This is a genomic window from Flavobacterium album, from assembly GCF_003096035.1.
Lineage (GTDB): Bacteria > Bacteroidota > Bacteroidia > Flavobacteriales > Flavobacteriaceae > Flavobacterium > Flavobacterium album.
The window spans coordinates 2,871,655-2,891,373 of sequence record NZ_CP029186.1 but is presented as its reverse complement, the minus strand read 5'-3'; the positions used below and the strand labels follow the sequence as shown (position 1 = coordinate 2,891,373).

The following is a 19,719-nucleotide window of genomic DNA, read 5'->3' as shown; positions in this document are numbered from 1 at the left end:
AAAAAATCTATAATGTAGGTTTTTACTGCAAATTATTTTTCAGTCCTAACTGGTATATAGTTACCATTATTTTTTCATTCTACAGTCTATAATTGTCACTTGTTAGGAGTGGGGTGACTTCAAGAAGCAAGAACCTTAAAGTATAGTTATTTCTTCCCGCTAAAATACCCATCCAAAAACAAATATCTTTCCCTGTGTTCTTCTGTATGGGCCTTAGGCTGCACACTAATATCCATAATACTCATTTCCCCTTCACCCTTGCTTACAGGCCATTTAGGCAGGCCTTTACCGTTAGGATCGCCGGTCTTTATAAAATTCGCGAAGTAATCCACGCCGGTTTGTGAAACCCTGTAGTCATCAGGCCGCCATTTATAAACTTTATTGGTAGTCAGGTTGCCTAATAGGTACTCAATATCGGCAGAATGGTTTGCACCGGGAAGTGCCGGCGGCATATTATCTTTTGCCTTCTCGCCCGGTACTGTCGGACGGGCTTTGGAGAAAATATAGGCATATACAGGCTGGCCGGAAGTCCTGCGATGGGCATCGAGCCATTTCCAGGTACCAAAAACAATGAATTGGTCGCATGCTAATGCTGTGGCCGATGCTATTACTTCTTCCTGTGTGCTGCCGGGATACAGTTTCATAACTTCTTCTGCCTTATCGCCAAAGACAGCTTTTAGGCGTGCTACATAATTTTCAGGATTAGGATATTGCCCTTCCATAAAGCCCATGTAGGATGATTCGGCAGATGTCCATCCTGCAAGTAAAGGCACTTTAGCCTGTTCGCCGGCGGCAAATACCTCTACAGGAGATTTCTTAAGGAAATAGCCATCTATAGTTGCTTCAGTATTGAAAACACCCCACTTCGACGTTTCTTCAAGAAGCTGATCCGCCGGCATGGCGCGCAACCGGGCCAGTGAGCCTTTCTTTATCTTTTCGGCAAAAGCAGCGCCTATCTTTTCATGCTCGGCCAAAGGCACAACGCGCTCTGTAGGCGCTATCATGGCGCCGCTCTGCCCTATGGCACCTGCTATAAGGTTTTTCGACAAAGGTGATGCCATTTGTGCCGACACGGATATCGACCCTGCCGACTCACCCGCAATGGTTATCCTGTTCGGGTCGCCGCCAAAGGCTTCAATATTTTTCTTTACCCATAGCAATGCTACATTCTGGTCGAGCAGGCCATAGTTACCCGAAGCATGATTAGGTGATTCCTTTGTAAGTTCCGGATGCGAAAAGAACCCAAAGATTCCCAAACGATAATTCACGGTTACTGTTATAATTCCTTTTTTAGCAAGACTCTCGCCATCATAACGGTATTCCGATGCATCTCCCGCTACAAATCCTCCGCCATAAAAATAGACCAGCACCGGTAATTTCTCACTCTCCTTCTCTTTTTTCTCAGGCAACCATATATTAAGGTAAAGACAGTCTTCGCTTACCTTTGCACTGCGAAAGTTCATGTCGCTGAATATTGGTTTCTGCATCGGCCTGTTGCCAAATTCAGTGGCTTTGCGTACTCCCGTCCAGCTTTTTGGCGGTTGCGGTGCCTTCCAGCGCAGTTCCCCCACAGGCGGCGCAGCAAACGGTATCCCCTTGTAACTTTGTATGCCCGACGAGAGAAGTACTCCCTCAATTGTACCCTGCTCTATTTGTACCTGCGGTGCTTTTTGGGCGAATGCCAACGAAGTAACTGACAGGATGATTGCTATCATTATTTTTTTCATAATTTGTTTTTTGGTATCTCAAATATAGTGTTCTGTTAGCTATTACACAAAGATTTCAGTATAGTGCAGCTTCTCCCTCTCTTTTGGAGAGGGCTAGTGAGAGGCCTTTACACCGAAATCACATTAGTATTCTTCACCTCGCCTATCATGAACGTACTGTGTGTGCTGCCGATGTGCTGCAGTGTAGTCAGTTTTGTGACCATGAATTCACGGTAGGCTTCCATATCCGCCACATATATCTTTAATATATAATCATAGTCGCCGCTGACATGGTAGCACTCCAGGACTTCATCGAGCTGCTTTACTTCATGCTCAAATTTGGTCAGGTATTCTTTAGTATGCTGTATGAGTTTCAGGTGGCAAAAAACTACGAACCCGCGGTTGACCTTATTGCGGTCAACTAATGCCACATATTTGCTGACGATCCCCTCGCGCTCGAGTTTTTTGACACGTTCATATATTGCGGTAACAGACAAATTAAGCTTAAGCGAAAGCTGTTTTGTAGTCTGTGTACTGTCTTCCTGCAAAAGAAGGAGCAGCTTTTTATCGGTTGCATCTAAAGCCATGTGAAAATTTTTCTGGAATATTTAAAATTATATTATCTATTTAAAATATTCTTCTGTTTAAAATCAAAATTATAGAAAATAAAACTAATTTATCCAACTATGTTTGATTTTAAGTTTACAAATATGTCTCTTTGACTTTTTAATACAATGAAATTCGTCTTATGAAAACATTCAATCCCGCCGACAATATCCAGGACCTGCAATATTTTGGAGAATTTGGGGGCGTAAACCCATCTATATCCGATTCATCAACCTATACTTTCCTTTCGGCAAAAACCATGTTCGATGCCTTTGAAGGCAATGCCGAAGGATGTTACCTGTATTCCCGCCATGCTTCGCCAAGCAACCTGTATTTAGGCCAGGCACTTGCTGCAATGGAAGGTACCGAAACCGCCAATGTAGCTGCTTCGGGAATGGGAGCCATTACACCTGTTTTATTACAACTATGTGGAATGGGAGATCATATTGTATCCAGCCGCACTATTTATGGCGGGACTTATGCCTTCATGAAAAATTTCATGCCAAAACTGGGTATTACCACATCGTTCGTAGACATTACCAAACTTTATCTTGTAGAAGCAGCTATCACGCCAAACACAAAAGTATTGTACTGCGAAACGGTGAGCAATCCGCTGCTTGAAGTAGCCGACATCGAAGGCCTTGCTAAAATCGCTAAAAAATACAACCTGAAGCTTGTGGTAGATAACACCTTCTCCCCGCTTTCGGTTGCCCCGGCAAAAATGGGTGCTGATGTTGTGATCCACAGCCTTACAAAATTCATAAACGGCAGCAGCGATACAGTGGGTGGAGTTACCTGCGGTACCCAGGAATTCATCGACCAGCTGCGTAATGTAAACAACGGGGCCAGCATGCTTTTAGGCCCGACAATGGACAGCCTGCGTGCGGCAAGCATACTAAAAAACCTCCGTACACTGCACATCCGTATGAAACAGCACAGCCACAACGCCATGTACCTTGCACAGCGTTTTGAGCAGGATGGACTGAAAACCGTTTATCCCGGACTGGAAAGCCACCCAAGCCATGAATTATATAAAAGCATGATCAACCCTGAATACGGATTTGGTGGTATGATGACCATTGATGCAGGTGACCTTCACAAAGCCAATGAATTGATGGAACTGATGCAGGAGCGCAACCTTGGCTACCTTGCCGTGAGCCTTGGTTTCTATAAAACACTATTCAGCGCGCCGGGCACGTCGACTTCAAGCGAGATTCCGATAGAAGAGCAAATGGAAATGGGCCTTACCGACGGGTTGATCCGTTTCTCTATCGGCCTTGACAATGATATCGAAAGGACTTATACTATAATGAGAGAATGTATGGAACAGGTTGGGGTTTTAGCGAAAACTGAAGTTGTTTAACACATTTCTATTTAAGATATTGAACCGGGACGAACATCCCGGTTTTTATTTTTAATCTATACAATAATAATTCTGCTTATATTGTTATCAGACAAACCGCCTTCCTATGAAACCTTTTTCTATCGCCTTAGTATTCTGTTTTTTAAGCTGCCAAAAGTCGGAAAAGATCGTTATCAGTGAGCCAAAAGGTATAAAGCCACAAAAACCTTCTCTTGAATATCTTACTGATTCGCTTGCTATAGAGGGAACAATGTATACTGTAATCCAAGGCTATCCGGGCAGCCATAACAACTTGCCTTTACGCATTCTTTATAAAGGCGACACCATTTACACGCATCCCAATTTTGCGGGCAATGGTTTTGAATTTGAAGACGTTGACAGGGACAGTATAAATGACATCAGCCTAAACCAACTTAGTAATGTAGGCGGTGTAAAGGAATTGATCATTTTTGACCGCAAAACTGACACGTTCAGGGAAATAAAAGACTTCAGCGATTTCCCTTCATCTGAAAGACTGGAGGGAACGAAATATTTTTACAGCAATCATAGAATGGGATGTGCCGGAGGTATGTGGGGAAGCGAGTTATTCTACATTGACAATTTTGAAGCTAAGTCCATAGCACGGATTTTTGTTGTTACCTGCCGTGATGCTGATTATGCTATGGGCGTTACCATTTATAAAATTGAAGGTAAAAATGAGCGCATCATGGAGCAAATGGTGAAAGTACCTGCAAAATACCAGAATGAAACAGCATTCTTTAAAGATTATTGGGCGAAGAATTATAAAAGGTTCGAATAGCTTTTACAAAGTCCTTAACAGATAAACAATCAGCAATATACTTACCAGTAATACACCTGCCGCGATCATAGCCAGCAAAGCTGATGAATGATGGTAAATGCCACGGCGCAATTGTTTTTTGGTTTGGCGGTACCTAAAATAGGAAACGGTTGACATCAATGTGCCTGAAACCACGAGCATAATACCTACGATAACAGTAAATAATTCACCGGGAATTATACTTTCTTCCGGAAGGCCATCATTATCAACAAAAATCGAGGATTTTACCACCACAAAACCAAATGCCATTATAGCGATGCCGGTGCGTACCCATGCTAAGAAAGTCCTTTCGTTGGCTAAATGTTCCCTCGCCAGGGTCTGGTCATCAATGTTTTTCATGCGCTTGTAGATACTCCTGTAGAATATTGCTGAATTGTGAAACGAATTTACAAAAACGGCTACTAATTACTATTATAATATACGGCACATTTATACTTTCCTTAAATTCGCCTGACAAACAACAAACAAACGTATGAGAAAACTTTTACTGCTGTTCCTTTTTACGGGAATGGCTGCCACCGCACAACAAAATCTTACCTTAAAGCAGGCAACATCGGGCCAGTACCAGGAATTTGCCCCGAAAAGCCTTGTATCTCCTTTGTGGCGCAAGGACACCAAGGCAATAACCTACCTTAGTGATAACTATGCAAGCCTTATGCAGCGCAGCGAGGCTGGTAACTGGGAAGAGACGACCCTTGTGACAAAAACAGAACTAGCTACTGCCCTGAAAAGCAAATTCCCGGACGAAACATTTGTAATGCAGATCTTCCCATATAATTATCAGTGGAAGGATAAAAGTACGCTGCAGCTTGAGGTATCGGGCAAAAACAAAATGTACCTTGTGCTTTTTGATGCCGACAAAAAAGAAGTGAAAAGTGCCGTTGCTATTTCTGCCGATGCAAAAAACCAGGTGCTTTCACCGGACGGAACTACTGTCGCATGGCTAAATGACAATAATATTATGCTATCCGGTAAAGTTGAGAAAACCGTTACCAATGATACTGACAAAGGCATTGTGAACGGCAGCGACTACACGCACCGCCAGGAATTCGGCATCAACAAAGGGATGTGGTGGAGCCCGGACAGCGGCAATCTGCTCTACTACCGCAAAGACGAGACCATGGTGGCCAATTACCCCCTTGTGCAATGGGACGCGCGTATCGCTGAAACCAAGAACATTAAATATCCTATGGCGGGCATGAAAAGCGAAGAAGTGACGCTTGTAGCTTATGACATTGCTTCAGGAAATAAAATTACGCTAAAAACAGAAGGCCCTGCAGAGCAGTTCCTTACCTGCGTTACCTGGTCGCCTGACAGCAAATTTGTATTTGTAGGCGTGCTGAACCGTGAGCAAAACCACCTTAAAATGAACAAGTATGATGCTGCTACGGGTAATTTCGTAAAGACATTATTTGAGGAAAAAGCCACTACTTATGTAGAGCCGCTTCATGACCTTACTTTCGTACCGGGGCATAACGACCAGTTTTTATACCGCACCGAAAAGAACGGCTTCGAGCAGCTGTATCTTTATAACACTGACGGCAAGCAGCTGAAAAGCCTTGGCTACCTGGACGTGGTTGTTCAGGATCTCCTTGGTTTTGATGCCAATGCTAAAAACGCATTCTACATAGGAACGGCAGATAACGGACTGGAAAGGCAATTGTACAGGGTAGAGTTAAGCTCAGGAAAAACCATTCCGCTTACTACTGCTAATGGCACGCACAACGCCATCGTAAGCACTGACGGGACATTGGTACTGGATAGTTACAACAGCACTACAACGCCAAACAAGGTTGCCATAACCGACCTGAAAAGCAAAAAATTAACCGAGATACTGAATGCGGAGAACCCTTATAAAGGCAAGACCGTACTCCCTAAAATGGAGTTGGTAACCGTCACTTCTGCCGATGGCAAAACACCGCTGAACGGCAGGCTTATTTATCCGGCAAATTTTGATGCCGGTAAAAAATATCCTGTGATGGTATATGTTTACGGTGGGCCGCACGCACAGCTGGTTACGAACGAATGGCTCGGCGGCGCGAGCTTGTTCGACTATTATATGGCACAGCAGGGTTATGTGGTATTTACCCTGGATAACCGTGGCAGCGATGCGCGTGGGCGCGATTTTGAGCATGTGGTACACCGCAACCTGGGCGTAAACGAAATGGCCGACCAGATGAAAGGCGTTGATTTCCTCAAAAGCAAATCCTTCGTAGATGCCGAGAGGATCGGTGTTTATGGCTGGAGCTTTGGCGGCTTTATGGCTACTTCACTGATGCTTGACCATAGCGATGTATTCAAGGTAGGCGTTGCGGGCGGCCCGGTATGCGACTGGAAATATTATGAAGTGATGTATGGCGAGCGCTATATGGATACACCTCAGGAAAACCCTGAAGGTTATGCCGGCAACAGCTTGATAGGCAAAGCAGCAAAACTGAAAGGCAGGCTGCTGATGATACACGGTGCGCAGGATCCTGTAGTGGTACAGCAAAACAGCATGGAATTCATACAGGCTTGCATAGCGGCAGGCAAACAGGTAGATTACTTCCTCTACCCTACGCATGAGCACAACGTGCGCGGCAAGGACAGGGTTCACCTAAACCAGAAGATCGCGGAGTATTTTGATACGTATTTAAAGAAATAATTTGAGAACGGGAACTGAGAGGTTCCCGTTTTGTTTTGATAGTAGAGACACATAAAATGTGTCGCTACTTTTACAACACCAAAAAGTTCACCCCTACATTAATAGCACTCCTTATGTTCCTGACTTCAGGGATAGTGCTGTCTTTATAAATGCTGTTAAAGCTGTTTTGGAAATCATATTCAATATAGATCTTGAAGTATTTTGTTACAGGTATCTTGGCACCGATACCAAAGGTTAACCCAAAATCCGTTTTCCTGAAAGCTTCAGTAATATCGGCGTTAGAAGTTTTCTCACCTGCAGCCATCAGGTAGCCTGCATAGGTCCCGAAATTGAGGTACCAATTGCGCTTGCCGCCAAAATGCCAGTTGAGCATCAGCGGCACAGTAAGGTAATGCAGGTCTACGTTAGCACCCCTAAGCCTTCCGCCACGAAAATACAGAGGCCCTTGATCCCAGCCTTTCGTATCATAAATCAATTTGGTTTTCAGGCTCCAGCGGTTCGAAAAATTGTAGTCAGCAGAAACACTAAAGTTTTTGTTATTGTTTGAATATACATCATTAAAATCATCAGGCTCGTTTATCGTCGCCATGTTGTACCCAATACCTATGCCCACTTCAAGGTCGCCCTTCACCTGAGAGTAAGAAATGGTAGATAATAAGAACAGAAAGAATACTATATAATAATTTCTCATAGCGTCATTGGGCGGTTAGTCCTCAAGCATGTCCTTCAGTGGATTAACCACATTGGGGCTTAAGTATTTATAAAGTGCTGTGGGTGTTTCGCTGACAGGGATCACGATAAGCTTAAAATATTCTGCCGGGTACAAATAGTTATCCTTATCATTGAGATAATCCTGCATTCTGACTACCGTGATATGCAAAGCCTGTTCACCCGGCTCAGGATTATAGCCTTCGGTCATTTCATCTTCACCGTAAGCAGGCAGCTTCTCAATCTTTTCACCTTCAATAAATTTATTAAAACCAATTGTTACAGCATTCATGTCAAGCTGCCTGAAATGTTCCTCCCCATTGAAAGTCACACTGCCATCGGCATTGATGAGTACGATCTTATCGGTCAGCTCGCCTTCATTGCCCTTTGCCCACCTGAAAATGTTTACATCGTAAAGTTGCTTATCTGCAGGAATCTTTTGTGCTGTCCCTACAGTACTAAGAGCCAACGCAATGAATAAGAAGATGGTTTTCATAAAATTGTTTATCCAAATATATAGGATTTACCGGTAGGATTTATTTCGGGCAAACTATTTTAAACGAATAGGTATTTTTTACGAATAGCAATGACCGGATTATTTCACCTCTTTGATTCCCTTTACAAAAAGCCACCTCATAAAAATCTTTTCTTCGCCCATGTATTTTGCTACCTGGAATTTAGGCGCGAGTATGGTAGAGGCAACCATGGCAGTAGCCGGTATCCAAAATCCGGTGAGGTTTGTAAAATTCCCAATAAGGTACCACCCCAAAAGGAAAAATGGGGCAAATCCAAGGAAATTATATAGTAATGCTTTTGCTTTTTTGTTCATGGTGTTTGTTTATTTTCATTCAAGGAATACACTGCTTTGTTATTCAAGCAAGAGTGAAGCTCAATCTGAATTCTGAATTCTGAAATCTACAATCTGAATAATTATTCCTCCTCACGTTGGAATTTTGTCCGCTTACTACCCTCGTACATTTCGTATTTTACCAAGCGGGCTTCGAGCTTGCCATTGAAGAGCTTTATTTTACGCGACGGTTTCAGGCCTACGAATTTAAGCGCTTCAAGGTTGGCGGTTATAAACCATGCGTTGGTACCCGGATATGACTGTTTCAGGGTATCGCCTATTTCGCGGTAAAAACGCTCCATATCGATGTCCAGCCTTTCGCCATACGGTGGATTGAACACCATGTGCAGTGGCCCGCGGGTTTCTTTTTCGGTTTCAAAGAAATTAAGCTGCTCAACGGTTACATATTCGTCAAGGTTGGCGTTAATGATATTATCTTTAGCTTTATTTACTGCCGATGGCGCTTTGTCGTAACCCTTTATGGTATAATGGAATTCCCTTGTTTTTTTCATTAAAGAATCGACTATCTTATCAAACAAGTCGTTATCCCAGTCGTTCCATTTTTCAAAACCGAATTCTTTACGGTTAATGTTGGCCGGGATATTACAGGCAATCATGGCAGCTTCGGCAAGGATTGTTCCGCTGCCGCACATCGGGTCGAGGAAATCACCCTGACCGTCCCAGCCGGAAAGCAGCAGCATTCCTGCAGCCAGCACCTCATTGATCGGTGCAATATTGGTTGCTGTCCTGTAGCCGCGATGGTGCAATGAAGCACCGGAAGTATCAAGCGCTACCGAACATTGGTCGGCATGGATATGGATGTTGATGCGTACATCAGGGTGGTCTTTATCGATATCCGGCCTTTTGCCGTAGCGTTCACGGAACTGGTCTACGATAGCATCTTTTGCCTTGAGCGCAACAAACTGCGAATGATTAAAATGATCGGAATGCAGGGTTACATCAATTACAAATGACTGGTTGGCATTAAGGCACTTAGACCAGTCCATCGACATTATCCCTTTATATAAGCTTTGCTCATTATACGCCCGGAAAAAGTAAACGGGCTTCAGTATTTTAAGTGAAGTACGCAAGGCGAGATTAGCTTTATACATAAAACCCTTATCTCCCTTAAAGCTTACCATACGCACGCCCTGCTCCACATCCTGTGCGCCCAGCATTTGCAGTTCCTTGGCCAGTATTTCTTCAAAACCAAAAAAGGTTTTGGCAATCATTTTAAAGTTATCTTCCATCCCAATTATAAATTAGGGCAAAAATAGGTTATTTTTTTGTTGCCAACGCTTAAATACTGCTTTCCTCAGGGAAATGCATTAAAAATTAGCCACGAATCACAGAAATTTCACCGGTTTAATTAGTGGAATTTTTATGATATGTGGCTAACTCTTTTGATTTACTTACAACTTACTGATATAGCTTCCGTAAATATCCTTAAACTGGTAGCCTTCGCTAAAGCGGTCTTTGCTCAGCTTATTATTTTCGGCCAATCCCCAGAGGATAAACTCCTTCATGAAATACAGGTCTTCTGCCGGGGTATCGGGCTGGTATTTTTGTATCATTTGCTTAAGCGGGATGATGCTGTCTAGTAATTTGTGATAGTCGGCATCAGTAGCATCATCTTCCATTTCTAGTCCGCTTTCGTTAAAGAACCAGTCAATGATTTCCTGGTAAGGGCTTTTTCCGTCATTCTTTTCCAGCTTTTCTATTTTTGGGAAGTAGTCGGCAAAAACAGTCTTAACAGCGGCGCCTATCAAATGTTCAGCAACCATGGCGGCGCCTTCCTGTTCTCCTTCATACACCAACTCTACTTTGCCGGTAATGGCCGGAATGATTCCTGTAAAGTCAGAAAGGCGTATAGTAGTCCTGTCCTCCCCTGCCCTTAGTGCCCTCCGCTCGGCTGTGCTCAGCAGGTTCTCAAAAGCGGTGATACTCATACGGGCACTCACTCCGCTCTTGTAATCTACGAACTCGCTGTTACGCGCCTCGAAGCCTATCTGCTCCAGCAGGTCGCGGGCAAGATCCGGTACGTGTATGGTGTCGGACTGGCGGCCGTCAAGATTGGCCTCCTGTTCGGTTATCGTGCGGGCTATTTTCACCGTTTCCGGATAGTGCGTGATGATCTGTGAGCCTATCCTGTCTTTTAATGGTGTCACGATGCTCCCACGGTTGGTGTAATCTTCGGGGTTGGCAGTGAATACGAACTGGATATCGAGGTTGAGCCTCACTTTGAAGCCACGTATCTGAATGTCGCCCTCCTGCAATATGTTGAAAAGGGCCACCTGTATGCGCGCCTGCAAATCGGGCAACTCATTGATAACAAAAATGCAACGATTGGCTCTTGGTATCATCCCAAAGTGGATCACGCGGTCATCGGCATAGGAAAGCCTGAGGCTCGCGGCCTTTATCGGGTCGATGTCGCCTATCAGGTCGGCTACCGTAACATCCGGCGTTGCAAGTTTTTCGTAAAAGCGCTCACTGCGGTGCAGCCAGCTTATCGGAGTGTCATCGCCTTTTTCGGCAATAAGTTCTTTGACGTAGCGTGAAATAGGCTGTAGCGGGTCGTCATTGATTTCAGAGCCTTCCACAAACGGAATATATTCATCCAACAGATTGACCATCAGTCGCGCAAGACGGGTTTTTGCCTGTCCTCGCAATCCTAATAAATTAATGTTATGCCTCGAAAGGATGGCGCGTTCCAGTTCAGGGATTACGGTGTTCTCAAATCCCCAAACACCTTCAAATACTTTCTCACCTTTTTTTATTTTATCCCGCAGGTTTCCGCGCAGCTCATCATTAATGTTTTTGCTTTGGTAGCCTGCTTTTTTTAATTCGCCTAATGTTTTTATGTTTTCTATGTTCATATATTATTCTCGTTATAATCAGTTATGTTTCCGTTAAAATCTATTTTGTATTTGTTATGCCCCCAATCCCGGGCTATAATATATTTATCAAAAATTTTAAAGTCATCAGCCGCTCCTTCGATTGTTGTCCATATATCACGTCCGCCAACCTGCCAAACTATTTGTCCGTATGTATTTAGATATGTAATTTCAAGTTCACCATGGACAATATAGCCGTCTTTATGAGGGTATATACCAAAGCATGTCACTGAGTCTGCTATGGTCTTCCATTGAAGGCTTAAATCAGGAATAATAAGTTTAAATACCGTATCCGAACAGCAAAGCATCAATTCATTTTGACTGATAATTGCTGAATGATTATGTATTCCTGTGGCACCTCCATCAGAACCAACAATACATGATGCTATAACTATACCGTTTGTAAATACCTGTATACCAATAAGGGATGCAGGCCTGTAGCCAGTATCATTTATATAAATGTAACCGTAACCAAATGCAGCAGGATCATTTAAATTAAAGCCTGTTTCTTCATACAGATGAACTGAATACTCTCCAACCACAAAAACTTTAACAGGTTCTTTCATTCCACATCTAATGTCCAAAAGTCTAATAATCTATTTCACCCTCTTTTTCCTGTTCGCCTCATAATCTTCAAATATCATTTCGCCCAATCCTTTCAGGCCGGTATAGAATGCTTTACCCTGATTGGCCTCGGTAAAATGCTGTATAAACTCCTGCAGGTAGGGGTCGCGCGCTATCATAAAGGTCGTGATAGGAATGTGCAGCTTGCGTGCCTGCTGTGCCATAGTATAGCATTTGTCCACGATATAATCATCGAGGCCATTGCTGTTCATATAATACGTACCATCAGACTGTCGTACACAGCTTGGCTTGCCGTCGGTTATCATGAATATCTGCTTGTTGGTGTTGCGCTTGCGGCGCAGCAAATCCATTGCCAATTGCAGCCCGGCAACTGTATTGGTATGATACGGTCCTACATTTAAATAGGGCAAATCTTTTATTGCTATTGGCCAGGCATCATTCCCGAAAACCAGTATGTCCAAAGTGTCTTTGGGGTAGCGGGTGGTGATCAGCTCGGCTAATGCCATGGCGACTTTTTTCGCGGGTGTGATGCGGTCCTCGCCATAGAGTATCATGCTGTGGCTGATGTCGATCATCAGTACGGTACTCATCTGAGCCTTGAACTGGGAATCTTCCACCACAAGATCATTCTCGTAGAGCTGGAAGTCCTCGATGCCATTATTCACCTGGGCGTTGCGGAGGCTTTCGGTAAGCGATATCCTTTCCAGGCTGTCACCAAAGCGGTACTCCCTGAACTCGCCTGTGTGCTCATCCCCGCTGCCGGAATATTTCGTGCGGTGGCTGCCCGACCCGGCGCGTTTCAGGTTGCCGAATATCTGTTCCAATGCCTGCTGGCGAATGGAGCGCTCGGTTTTAGACGTTATCTTCATCCCACCCGAACCGTCCGGCTTTATCTCCTCACGGATATAGCCTTTCTTCTTCAGGTCTTCTATAAAATCATCAATGGTGTAGTTTTCGTCAGTCAGTTTGTACTCCTTGTCAAGCTGCCGCAACCAGTCGATCGCTTCATCAAGATCGCCCGAAGTATGGGTAATCAGCTCTGTAAATATCTCGAAAAGCTTGTCGAATGGCGATATATACGGGGCTTCGTAGGTTTTAAATATGAAGCCTTTTTTTCTGTGCGTTTCCATAGCTATAAAATTAGCACTTTACAGCTTAGAAATTCTAAAATGTAATATAAAATTTTACAGTAGAAGTTGTATGTCGGATGTCCGAAGTATGATGCATTGACAATATGAAATTAACGTTTACATAGAGACACAGTGCCTGTGTCACACAAATCATAATTGATTTTGTAACGGAAAGCATTTCTTTTCAACTCTCATCCGGATTAGGCCGATAAATGCGTACCTCCATAATAATGCCCTGTGATATCCGTGTTATCCATATCCATATAATCGCGCATCACAAGCTGGTAATTGTCATTCGCATCTATAACAAACTCGTAGTTGGCTACCTTCAGCAGGTCAGATATTTTACGAAGGATTGTGTTCTTATCCCGTATCTCGTCTTTACTAAGCATTAGGTAAAATAATATGTAAGTTTCAAATTTCCTGCTGCAATCAGCGTGGCTGCGCAACTCTTCCGATACTCCTGTATCCTGCCTGACAGATATGATATCCGATTTTCCATTACCGATAACGGTAGCAGCATAATGCCAGAAATTTTCAGGGCTGTATTTGCCATCTACAAATTTAAGTTCTGTACTGCCCGGCAGTTGCAGAACAACAAAATAAGTTTCCATAAGTAAGGTATTTACCTTAAATATAAAGAAACTACAAACCTATAACAACTTAATTAAAAGGACATTAACAATAAATCTACAATATAACTACATTGTAATTACATTTTAAATCTTTAGTCCAATTTATTTAATTACGCTTATGCTTGGGTTTGTGCTGTGGCCCAAAAAGGTGAGGCAAATCAAGTATAAGCTGTTTATAATAAATCTGCTGCTCCGGTTTGCAGATTGATTTTATATCGCTGAAATGCTTATAATGTGTTTCCTCAATTTCCTTATGCAGCTCTGTTAAAACCTGCGTAAGGCTGTCCTTTTTTAGGGAATTGTTGTCGGCAAGCGTTTCGTAAAGCTGTTCTTTCGCTTTCCTGATCTTGCCATCCAGCTCATTGATGCGTGTACGATGCCATGCAATCTTTTCCTCGTATTGATGTTGCTGGCTCTCATCAAAATGAAGCATCTCCGCAATGACTTGTTTTGGTTCGGGATGCCTTGGCGGAGGGCCTGCCTTAAAGTATACAAAGCCCAGCGTGGCAGCGTTTATAACTAAAAGGAGTACAATCCCTATCCCTAATAATGTTGTCTTTTTCATATTAATAAAGCTGGTTATTAGTATAAAGCGGTGTTTCGGTTGTTGAAGATTTTTCGGTGCCGGTATCGCCTGCCGCTTTGATAGCTGCAAAATTCAGCGCTATCAGTACGGCGACAGATGCCGCAGCTATCCAGACTTTCCTGGCCGGAACCTCAGCAACTGGGGCTACCCTCCTTTCGATAGCTTCCAAAAGGCTGTCACGCGGAGCGAGTTTTCGCACCCTGCTGCCGCTATCAATTACATCCTCTATCCATTTTTGCTTTTCCATATCCATTTAGACGCTGTTTATTATTTTTTCCTGCGGTATCCTTCAAATTTTCCGTCAAGTTTTTCCTGTAATGTTTTTTTTGCCCTTACCAACAGCGATTCTACCGCGCCTATGCTGGTTTCCATAATAGCCGCAATTTCCGGGTTTGCAAGGCCTTCGAGCTTTGATAACAGGAAAGCGGTCTTCTGGGTTTCGGGTAATTGGTCGATGATCGAAAAAAGCAATTTTGACTTCTCTTTGTCTTCAAGAGCAATTCCCGGATGTTCAAAACTGGAAAGGTTTATATATTCTTTTTCAGATGTGCTTTTCCTTCCGAAGATAAAGAACCGCTTTTTGCTGTCGCGGCGCTTTATGAAGTCAAGGGATTGGTTTACCGTTATCCGGTAGATCCAGGTTTTCAGCGATGACTCATTTTTGAATGTTGCGAACGACTCGTGTACTTTTACAAAAACATCCTGGGTTATTTCCTCGGCATCCTCAATGTTTAGCACGTAATGGAGCGCCAGGTTATACACGAGTATCCTGTGCTCAAAATATACTTTCCTGAAATTGCCTTGTGTATCTCCCATATTTGTGGGCCTAATTTATGGGAAATAAAAAAGTCCCAAACAATTGGGACTTAAAAAATTTTACATGAATGAATTAAAACACGAATATCGGCCTTTCGCTCATCATGTCGTTTACCTCATCAGCAACCTGCTCCAGCACCTCCTCGTTGGTGTGGTCCATTATTACACGGTCGATAAGCGCCACGATAGTTTCCATATCTGCTTCTACAAGTCCGCGAGTAGTGATAGCTGCTGTTCCCACCCGGATACCCGAAGTTACGAATGGCGACCTGTCATCAAACGGTACCATATTCTTGTTTACCGTGATTTCGGCTTTTACTAAAGCGTTCTCCGCTTCTTTACCCGAAAGGTTTTTATTCCTGAGGTCGATAAGCATCATGTGGTTATCGGTACCGCCGGAAATGATGTTGTAATCCCTATTTACAAAAGCTGCTGCCATTGCTTTGGCATTCTTTTGCACCTGCATGGCATAACGGAAGAAATTATCGGTTAACGCCTCACCAAAAGCCACTGCTTTAGCTGCAATAATATGCTCCAACGGCCCGCCCTGGTTACCCGGGAATACAGCGCCATCAAGCAAGGACGACATCATCCTGATCTCGCCTTTTGGTGTTTTCAGCCCGAACGGGTTCTCGAAATCCTTACCCATCATGATCATACCGCCACGTGGCCCGCGAAGGGTTTTGTGGGTAGTAGTCGTAACGATGTGGCAATGTGGGATTGGGTCGTTCATAAGGCCTTTGGCTATAAGCCCTGCAGGGTGAGCAATATCGGCCATAAGCAGTGCGCCTACGCTGTCTGCAATTTCGCGGAAACGCTTAAAGTCCATATCACGTGAATAGGCTGAAGCGCCTGCGATGATCACCTGGGGCTTTTCTTTTTCGGCTATTTCCTGTATCTTGTCGTAATTCAGACGGCCTGTCTCCTGCTCTACACCATAAAACACAGGGTTGTATAATTTACCTGAAAAATTAACAGGCGAACCGTGCGTAAGGTGTCCGCCGTGCGAAAGGTCGAAACCTAATATTTTATCGCCCGGCTTAAGGATAGCGGCATATACAGCTGTATTAGCCTGCGATCCGGAATGCGGCTGCACGTTTACATATTCTGCGCCGAACAGTTCTTTTGCCCTGTCGATAGCGATCTGCTCAATAACATCAACTACCTCACATCCGCCATAATAGCGTTTGCCGGGATAGCCCTCTGCATATTTATTCGTTAAAACAGAACCTGCGGCTTCCAGCACCTGGTCGCTCACAAAATTTTCTGATGCAATTAGTTCCAGTCCGTGTATCTGCCTTTCCTGCTCTTCCAGGATCAGGTCGAAAATTTGTTCGTCGCGTTGCATTTTATAATTTTTCGTTAATTTGCTGTCAAAAGTACAAAAAAACGTTTGGTAAAACGACAGAGGAGACTATATTTGATAATTCAATAAAACAAAAAAACACATACTTAGAATATGCCACTAACTGCAAATGACCCATCCAGAAAATCCTGGCTTAATGTACCAAAAGACAGCGATTTTCCAATCCAGAACATCCCTTTTGGCGTGTTTATAACCAAAGATGATGTTGTGACCATTGGCACGCGGATCGGCGATTATGCGATCGACCTTGGCGCACTCCAGCAGCTTAATTATTTTGAAGGCATCGAACTTACCGACGATATGTTCATGCAGGATACATTAAACGACTTCATATCTGACGGGAAAAAGACATGGAGACTGGTGCGCAACCGCATTGCCGACCTATTTGATGCGACCAATAACGAACTTAAAGATAATGAAGACCATAAAGCTGTGGTGATATTCAACATAGAGGATGTCGAAATGCAGCTGCCGGTGCTTATTGGTGATTATACCGACTTTTATTCGAGCCGTGAGCACGCTACCAATGTAGGCATCATGTTCCGTGACCCTGAAAATGCACTGCTGCCCAACTGGCTCCACCTGCCTGTGGGCTACCACGGAAGATCGTCTACAATAGTACCTTCGGGAATTCCGGTGCACCGCCCTTATGGCCAGACTTTGCCTCCTGGCGCCGAAAAACCGGTATATGGCCCATCCAAGCTGGTAGACTTTGAGCTTGAAATGGCGTTCATCACTACCGATGCCAACGTTATGGGAGAGCAAATACCTGTGGAAGAGGCCGAAGAGCATATCTTCGGGATGGTGCTGTTCAACGACTGGAGCGCACGCGATATCCAAAAATGGGAGTACGTGCCGCTTGGGCCATTCTTAGCGAAAAACTTCGCATCGTCCATGTCTCCATGGATTGTAACGCTGGATGCGTTGGAACCTTTCCGTACCAAAGGGCCTTCGCAAAACGACCCGCAGCCATTGGAATACCTGCAACAGCAAGGCGCGCACGCGTTTGACATAAAACTACAGGTTGCTATCGAGCCGGAAGGCGGCGAAGAGACCGTGATCTCAAATTCGAACTTTAAATATATGTACTGGAGCATGGCACAGCAGCTGGCGCACCACACCGTAAATGGCTGCCGCATCAACAGTGGTGATCTTATGGGAAGCGGTACCATCTCCGGCCCTACGCCCGATAGCTTCGGATCTATGCTGGAACTTACCTGGGGCGGCAAGAACCCAATAACCCTTAAAGACGGTACCGAACGCAAGTTCATCAACGACGGCGACAGCGTGATCATGCGCGGCTATTGTGAGAACGACGAGGTACGGATAGGCTTTGGGGAAGTGTGCAGTAAGTTGCTGCCTCCTTATAAGAAGTAAAAAGAGTAAAGCCCCGAAAGGGGCTTTTATATTTCTGTTTAATCACAACATTTCCCGTAAACCAGTCATAGCCACCGATCTTCCTATATTCTTGCGGGACAGCATTTAATACTTTGATGACCTTATACTTTTTGCTGTATGAATCTCCATTAGAAAGGATAACTTTTCCTGTCTTAATTCCCGCATCATCTATTTGGTAGGAGACATATTCCAAAGTATCGGTCAGTTCCCCATTCCATTTATATTTATACATTTCCGTTTCTCCCGGCTGACCATAGCATACACCCCTGATAATACCTTCTTCTGGCGAAAAGGTTGGATTTATAAACTCCAGGTTCTTAGCAAAAGTCTGCTTGTCCGCCCTTAATAGATAAACATTACTGAATGCTTTGAGACAACATCCGCTGCTGCCATACCAATTAACTATAAAATCTTTATATCCGTCACCATTAACATTCCGAATAGTATCGTTTGTATATTCCAACGCCCATTGTTCATGCGAAAGCACTTTTTTAAACTTTTTATTTTGCTTAGAGAAAATGTCAATATAAACCGTGGATGGGTCTTTCCTCCGAACTACGAGGTGTTGTAATGTTTTTGTAAAATGATAGCCTAAATTAATCTCAACTTCCACTATAGGACTTCCATCCGCTTCTGAAACGACATTGTATTTTTTAGAGAAATTATTTTTACTTATATTTTTATCGGCTAACTTTAATGCATCCTGCAAAATTCCGTCAAAAGCAATACTATCCGCATCCAGTTCTCCGGTTTCCTTTATACAATCTTTGTTTTTGTTGATATTTGTGGTTAATTGTGCAATGTCATTACTATTTTTATTGCCTGTATGCCTACACAAAAAGAACAGTATTGAGATCACTATTATAAATAGGGGCCTCGCATTTAAATTAAGATTAGGCTTTTTCATCCATAGAGATTATCTCGCACTAATGTAAGATTTTCTTTCGATAATAATAACTGAGTTATAATTCCATCTTTTAAAAAATAATACACGCCCCGGTTGGGGGCGTTTTGTTTATATGAGTTCCCGAATTTAAAGTATTAAAAGCCATTAATACCCGGGGAAACAATCCTGATTTATAAAGATAAATCCTAACAGAAAGGCTGAAAGAAAAATGTGTTCTACCGATAAGTTCTACAACTTTGCTTTCACTTCCCCGGCATTAATGTCGCCGTGGGAAGTATGATAGGTAACCACGCCATCCTTCACAAGCAGCAATTGCGGCGACTGGTGCTCGACATGGAAGATCGTGGCAATTTCATTCGAAATATCCCGGTGTTCCAGCAGGTCTAAAAAATAGGGCTTTACCTTATCAGCTTCGATTGCATATTCGCTCTCAAATCCCTTCAACGCCATTCGGCTAATACCACATCGCGTACTGTGTTTAAAGATAAGTACGGGTGTCTCTGCCGACTCCTGAATAATATCATCAAGCTGTTGCGATGACGTTAAATTGTTCCATTTTACACCCAAAGATGATGTATCTTTACTATCAGATTCGCCAAACATTTTATTAAATAAGCCCATATTGACATTTTTAAGACATTTTGTCTGCTAAACTAGTAATAAATACTGGTGCTTCAGGACAATTTGTCG

Annotated in this window: 21 protein-coding genes; 4 read left to right on the top strand and 17 right to left on the bottom strand. The window is 43.5% G+C overall.

The annotated features are described in order from the left end of the window. Positions 1-146: 146 nt before the first annotated feature. Both HYN59_RS13060 and HYN59_RS13055 read right to left on the bottom strand, forming a co-directional pair. On the bottom strand, positions 147-1,727 hold the full coding sequence (locus HYN59_RS13060) for a carboxylesterase/lipase family protein (RefSeq protein WP_108778681.1): 1,581 nt from the start codon (positions 1,725-1,727) through the stop codon (positions 147-149). A 107-nt stretch (positions 1,728-1,834) separates the two neighbouring features. Beyond that, the gene (locus HYN59_RS13055; protein WP_108778680.1) at positions 1,835-2,293 is read right to left on the bottom strand and encodes an Lrp/AsnC family transcriptional regulator; all 459 of its coding nucleotides are present in this window, start codon (positions 2,291-2,293) and stop codon (positions 1,835-1,837) included. Positions 2,294-2,454: 161 nt separating this feature from the next. On the opposite strand from HYN59_RS13055, the gene HYN59_RS13050 reads away from it, so the two are divergent. Both HYN59_RS13050 and HYN59_RS13045 read left to right on the top strand, forming a co-directional pair. Then, a complete protein-coding gene (locus HYN59_RS13050; protein ID WP_108778679.1) occupies positions 2,455-3,675 on the top strand; it encodes an aminotransferase class I/II-fold pyridoxal phosphate-dependent enzyme in 1,221 nt (406 codons plus the stop codon). A 106-nt stretch (positions 3,676-3,781) separates the two neighbouring features. Next, positions 3,782-4,474 carry a hypothetical protein gene (locus HYN59_RS13045; RefSeq protein ID WP_108778678.1) on the top strand — a complete coding sequence of 231 codons (693 nt, stop codon included), beginning with the start codon at positions 3,782-3,784 and terminating at the stop codon, positions 4,472-4,474. Positions 4,475-4,477: 3 nt separating this feature from the next. Here HYN59_RS13045 and HYN59_RS13040 read toward each other — a convergent pair whose 3' ends face one another. Further along, positions 4,478-4,852 (bottom strand): YidH family protein, encoded by a 375-nt coding sequence (locus HYN59_RS13040; protein WP_108778677.1) that lies wholly within the window; start codon positions 4,850-4,852, stop codon positions 4,478-4,480. A 133-nt stretch (positions 4,853-4,985) separates the two neighbouring features. On the opposite strand from HYN59_RS13040, the gene HYN59_RS13035 reads away from it, so the two are divergent. Beyond that, positions 4,986-7,157, top strand: coding sequence for a S9 family peptidase (locus HYN59_RS13035; protein ID WP_108778676.1), 2,172 nt, complete (start codon positions 4,986-4,988; stop codon positions 7,155-7,157). Positions 7,158-7,227: 70 nt separating this feature from the next. Here HYN59_RS13035 and HYN59_RS13030 read toward each other — a convergent pair whose 3' ends face one another. The 12 genes from HYN59_RS13030 to glyA all read right to left on the bottom strand — a co-directional run bounded on the left by HYN59_RS13030 (position 7,228) and on the right by glyA (position 16,706). Beyond that, positions 7,228-7,848, bottom strand: coding sequence for a porin family protein (locus tag HYN59_RS13030; RefSeq protein ID WP_108778675.1), 621 nt, complete (start codon positions 7,846-7,848; stop codon positions 7,228-7,230). A gap of 15 nt (positions 7,849-7,863) precedes the next feature. Next, positions 7,864-8,361, bottom strand: a complete 498-nt coding sequence (locus tag HYN59_RS13025; protein WP_108778674.1) for a hypothetical protein — start codon at positions 8,359-8,361, stop codon at positions 7,864-7,866. A gap of 99 nt (positions 8,362-8,460) precedes the next feature. After that, positions 8,461-8,694 carry a hypothetical protein gene (locus HYN59_RS13020; RefSeq protein WP_108778673.1) on the bottom strand — a complete coding sequence of 78 codons (234 nt, stop codon included), beginning with the start codon at positions 8,692-8,694 and terminating at the stop codon, positions 8,461-8,463. A 101-nt stretch (positions 8,695-8,795) separates the two neighbouring features. Further along, positions 8,796-9,962 carry a THUMP domain-containing class I SAM-dependent RNA methyltransferase gene (locus tag HYN59_RS13015; RefSeq protein WP_108778672.1) on the bottom strand — a complete coding sequence of 389 codons (1,167 nt, stop codon included), beginning with the start codon at positions 9,960-9,962 and terminating at the stop codon, positions 8,796-8,798. A 162-nt stretch (positions 9,963-10,124) separates the two neighbouring features. After that, positions 10,125-11,588 carry a sigma 54-interacting transcriptional regulator gene (locus tag HYN59_RS13010; protein ID WP_108778671.1) on the bottom strand — a complete coding sequence of 488 codons (1,464 nt, stop codon included), beginning with the start codon at positions 11,586-11,588 and terminating at the stop codon, positions 10,125-10,127. Further along, positions 11,585-12,172 (bottom strand): hypothetical protein, encoded by a 588-nt coding sequence (locus HYN59_RS13005; RefSeq protein ID WP_219928776.1) that lies wholly within the window; start codon positions 12,170-12,172, stop codon positions 11,585-11,587. Before HYN59_RS13005 ends, HYN59_RS13010 begins: the two co-directional genes overlap by 4 nt. A gap of 30 nt (positions 12,173-12,202) precedes the next feature. Beyond that, positions 12,203-13,321, bottom strand: coding sequence for a vWA domain-containing protein (locus HYN59_RS13000; protein ID WP_108778670.1), 1,119 nt, complete (start codon positions 13,319-13,321; stop codon positions 12,203-12,205). Positions 13,322-13,521: 200 nt separating this feature from the next. Beyond that, a complete protein-coding gene (locus tag HYN59_RS12995; protein ID WP_181369436.1) occupies positions 13,522-13,935 on the bottom strand; it encodes a hypothetical protein in 414 nt (137 codons plus the stop codon). Positions 13,936-14,062: 127 nt separating this feature from the next. Continuing rightward, positions 14,063-14,521 (bottom strand): periplasmic heavy metal sensor, encoded by a 459-nt coding sequence (locus HYN59_RS12990; protein WP_108778669.1) that lies wholly within the window; start codon positions 14,519-14,521, stop codon positions 14,063-14,065. A 1-nt stretch (position 14,522) separates the two neighbouring features. Then, positions 14,523-14,795, bottom strand: coding sequence for a hypothetical protein (locus HYN59_RS12985; RefSeq protein ID WP_108778668.1), 273 nt, complete (start codon positions 14,793-14,795; stop codon positions 14,523-14,525). Between the two features lie 14 nt (positions 14,796-14,809). After that, a complete protein-coding gene (locus HYN59_RS12980) occupies positions 14,810-15,358 on the bottom strand; it encodes an RNA polymerase sigma factor (protein WP_108778667.1) in 549 nt (182 codons plus the stop codon). A gap of 73 nt (positions 15,359-15,431) precedes the next feature. Continuing rightward, positions 15,432-16,706 (bottom strand): serine hydroxymethyltransferase, encoded by a 1,275-nt coding sequence (gene glyA, locus HYN59_RS12975; RefSeq protein WP_108778666.1) that lies wholly within the window; start codon positions 16,704-16,706, stop codon positions 15,432-15,434. Positions 16,707-16,817: 111 nt separating this feature from the next. On the opposite strand from glyA, the gene fahA reads away from it, so the two are divergent. Next, complete coding sequence (fahA, locus tag HYN59_RS12970) at positions 16,818-18,101, top strand: fumarylacetoacetase (RefSeq protein ID WP_108778665.1); 1,284 nt, start codon at positions 16,818-16,820, stop codon at positions 18,099-18,101. Here the strand turns inward: fahA and HYN59_RS12965 are convergent. Together HYN59_RS12965 and ytxJ are read right to left on the bottom strand one after the other, a co-directional pair. After that, positions 18,016-19,029 (bottom strand): hypothetical protein, encoded by a 1,014-nt coding sequence (locus tag HYN59_RS12965; RefSeq protein WP_108778664.1) that lies wholly within the window; start codon positions 19,027-19,029, stop codon positions 18,016-18,018. The genes fahA and HYN59_RS12965 overlap by 86 nt on opposite strands. Positions 19,030-19,257: 228 nt before the next feature. Then, a complete protein-coding gene (ytxJ, locus tag HYN59_RS12960; RefSeq protein WP_108778663.1) occupies positions 19,258-19,650 on the bottom strand; it encodes a bacillithiol system redox-active protein YtxJ in 393 nt (130 codons plus the stop codon). Positions 19,651-19,719: the final 69 nt, after the last annotated feature.

Coding starts and splice junctions, on each gene's coding strand:
- HYN59_RS13060 (WP_108778681.1), bottom strand. CDS start 1,727: ATGAAAAAAATAATGATAGCAATCATCCTGTCAGTTACTTCGTTGGCA.
- HYN59_RS13055 (WP_108778680.1), bottom strand. CDS start 2,293: ATGGCTTTAGATGCAACCGATAAAAAGCTGCTCCTTCTTTTGCAGGAA.
- HYN59_RS13050 (WP_108778679.1), top strand. CDS start 2,455: ATGAAAACATTCAATCCCGCCGACAATATCCAGGACCTGCAATATTTT.
- HYN59_RS13045 (WP_108778678.1), top strand. CDS start 3,782: ATGAAACCTTTTTCTATCGCCTTAGTATTCTGTTTTTTAAGCTGCCAA.
- HYN59_RS13040 (WP_108778677.1), bottom strand. CDS start 4,852: ATGAAAAACATTGATGACCAGACCCTGGCGAGGGAACATTTAGCCAAC.
- HYN59_RS13035 (WP_108778676.1), top strand. CDS start 4,986: ATGAGAAAACTTTTACTGCTGTTCCTTTTTACGGGAATGGCTGCCACC.
- HYN59_RS13030 (WP_108778675.1), bottom strand. CDS start 7,848: ATGAGAAATTATTATATAGTATTCTTTCTGTTCTTATTATCTACCATT.
- HYN59_RS13025 (WP_108778674.1), bottom strand. CDS start 8,361: ATGAAAACCATCTTCTTATTCATTGCGTTGGCTCTTAGTACTGTAGGG.
- HYN59_RS13020 (WP_108778673.1), bottom strand. CDS start 8,694: ATGAACAAAAAAGCAAAAGCATTACTATATAATTTCCTTGGATTTGCC.
- HYN59_RS13015 (WP_108778672.1), bottom strand. CDS start 9,962: ATGGAAGATAACTTTAAAATGATTGCCAAAACCTTTTTTGGTTTTGAA.
- HYN59_RS13010 (WP_108778671.1), bottom strand. CDS start 11,588: ATGAACATAGAAAACATAAAAACATTAGGCGAATTAAAAAAAGCAGGC.
- HYN59_RS13005 (WP_219928776.1), bottom strand. CDS start 12,172: ATGAAAGAACCTGTTAAAGTTTTTGTGGTTGGAGAGTATTCAGTTCAT.
- HYN59_RS13000 (WP_108778670.1), bottom strand. CDS start 13,321: ATGGAAACGCACAGAAAAAAAGGCTTCATATTTAAAACCTACGAAGCC.
- HYN59_RS12995 (WP_181369436.1), bottom strand. CDS start 13,935: ATGGAAACTTATTTTGTTGTTCTGCAACTGCCGGGCAGTACAGAACTT.
- HYN59_RS12990 (WP_108778669.1), bottom strand. CDS start 14,521: ATGAAAAAGACAACATTATTAGGGATAGGGATTGTACTCCTTTTAGTT.
- HYN59_RS12985 (WP_108778668.1), bottom strand. CDS start 14,795: ATGGATATGGAAAAGCAAAAATGGATAGAGGATGTAATTGATAGCGGC.
- HYN59_RS12980 (WP_108778667.1), bottom strand. CDS start 15,358: ATGGGAGATACACAAGGCAATTTCAGGAAAGTATATTTTGAGCACAGG.
- glyA (WP_108778666.1), bottom strand. CDS start 16,706: ATGCAACGCGACGAACAAATTTTCGACCTGATCCTGGAAGAGCAGGAA.
- fahA (WP_108778665.1), top strand. CDS start 16,818: ATGCCACTAACTGCAAATGACCCATCCAGAAAATCCTGGCTTAATGTA.
- HYN59_RS12965 (WP_108778664.1), bottom strand. CDS start 19,029: ATGAAAAAGCCTAATCTTAATTTAAATGCGAGGCCCCTATTTATAATA.
- ytxJ (WP_108778663.1), bottom strand. CDS start 19,650: ATGGGCTTATTTAATAAAATGTTTGGCGAATCTGATAGTAAAGATACA.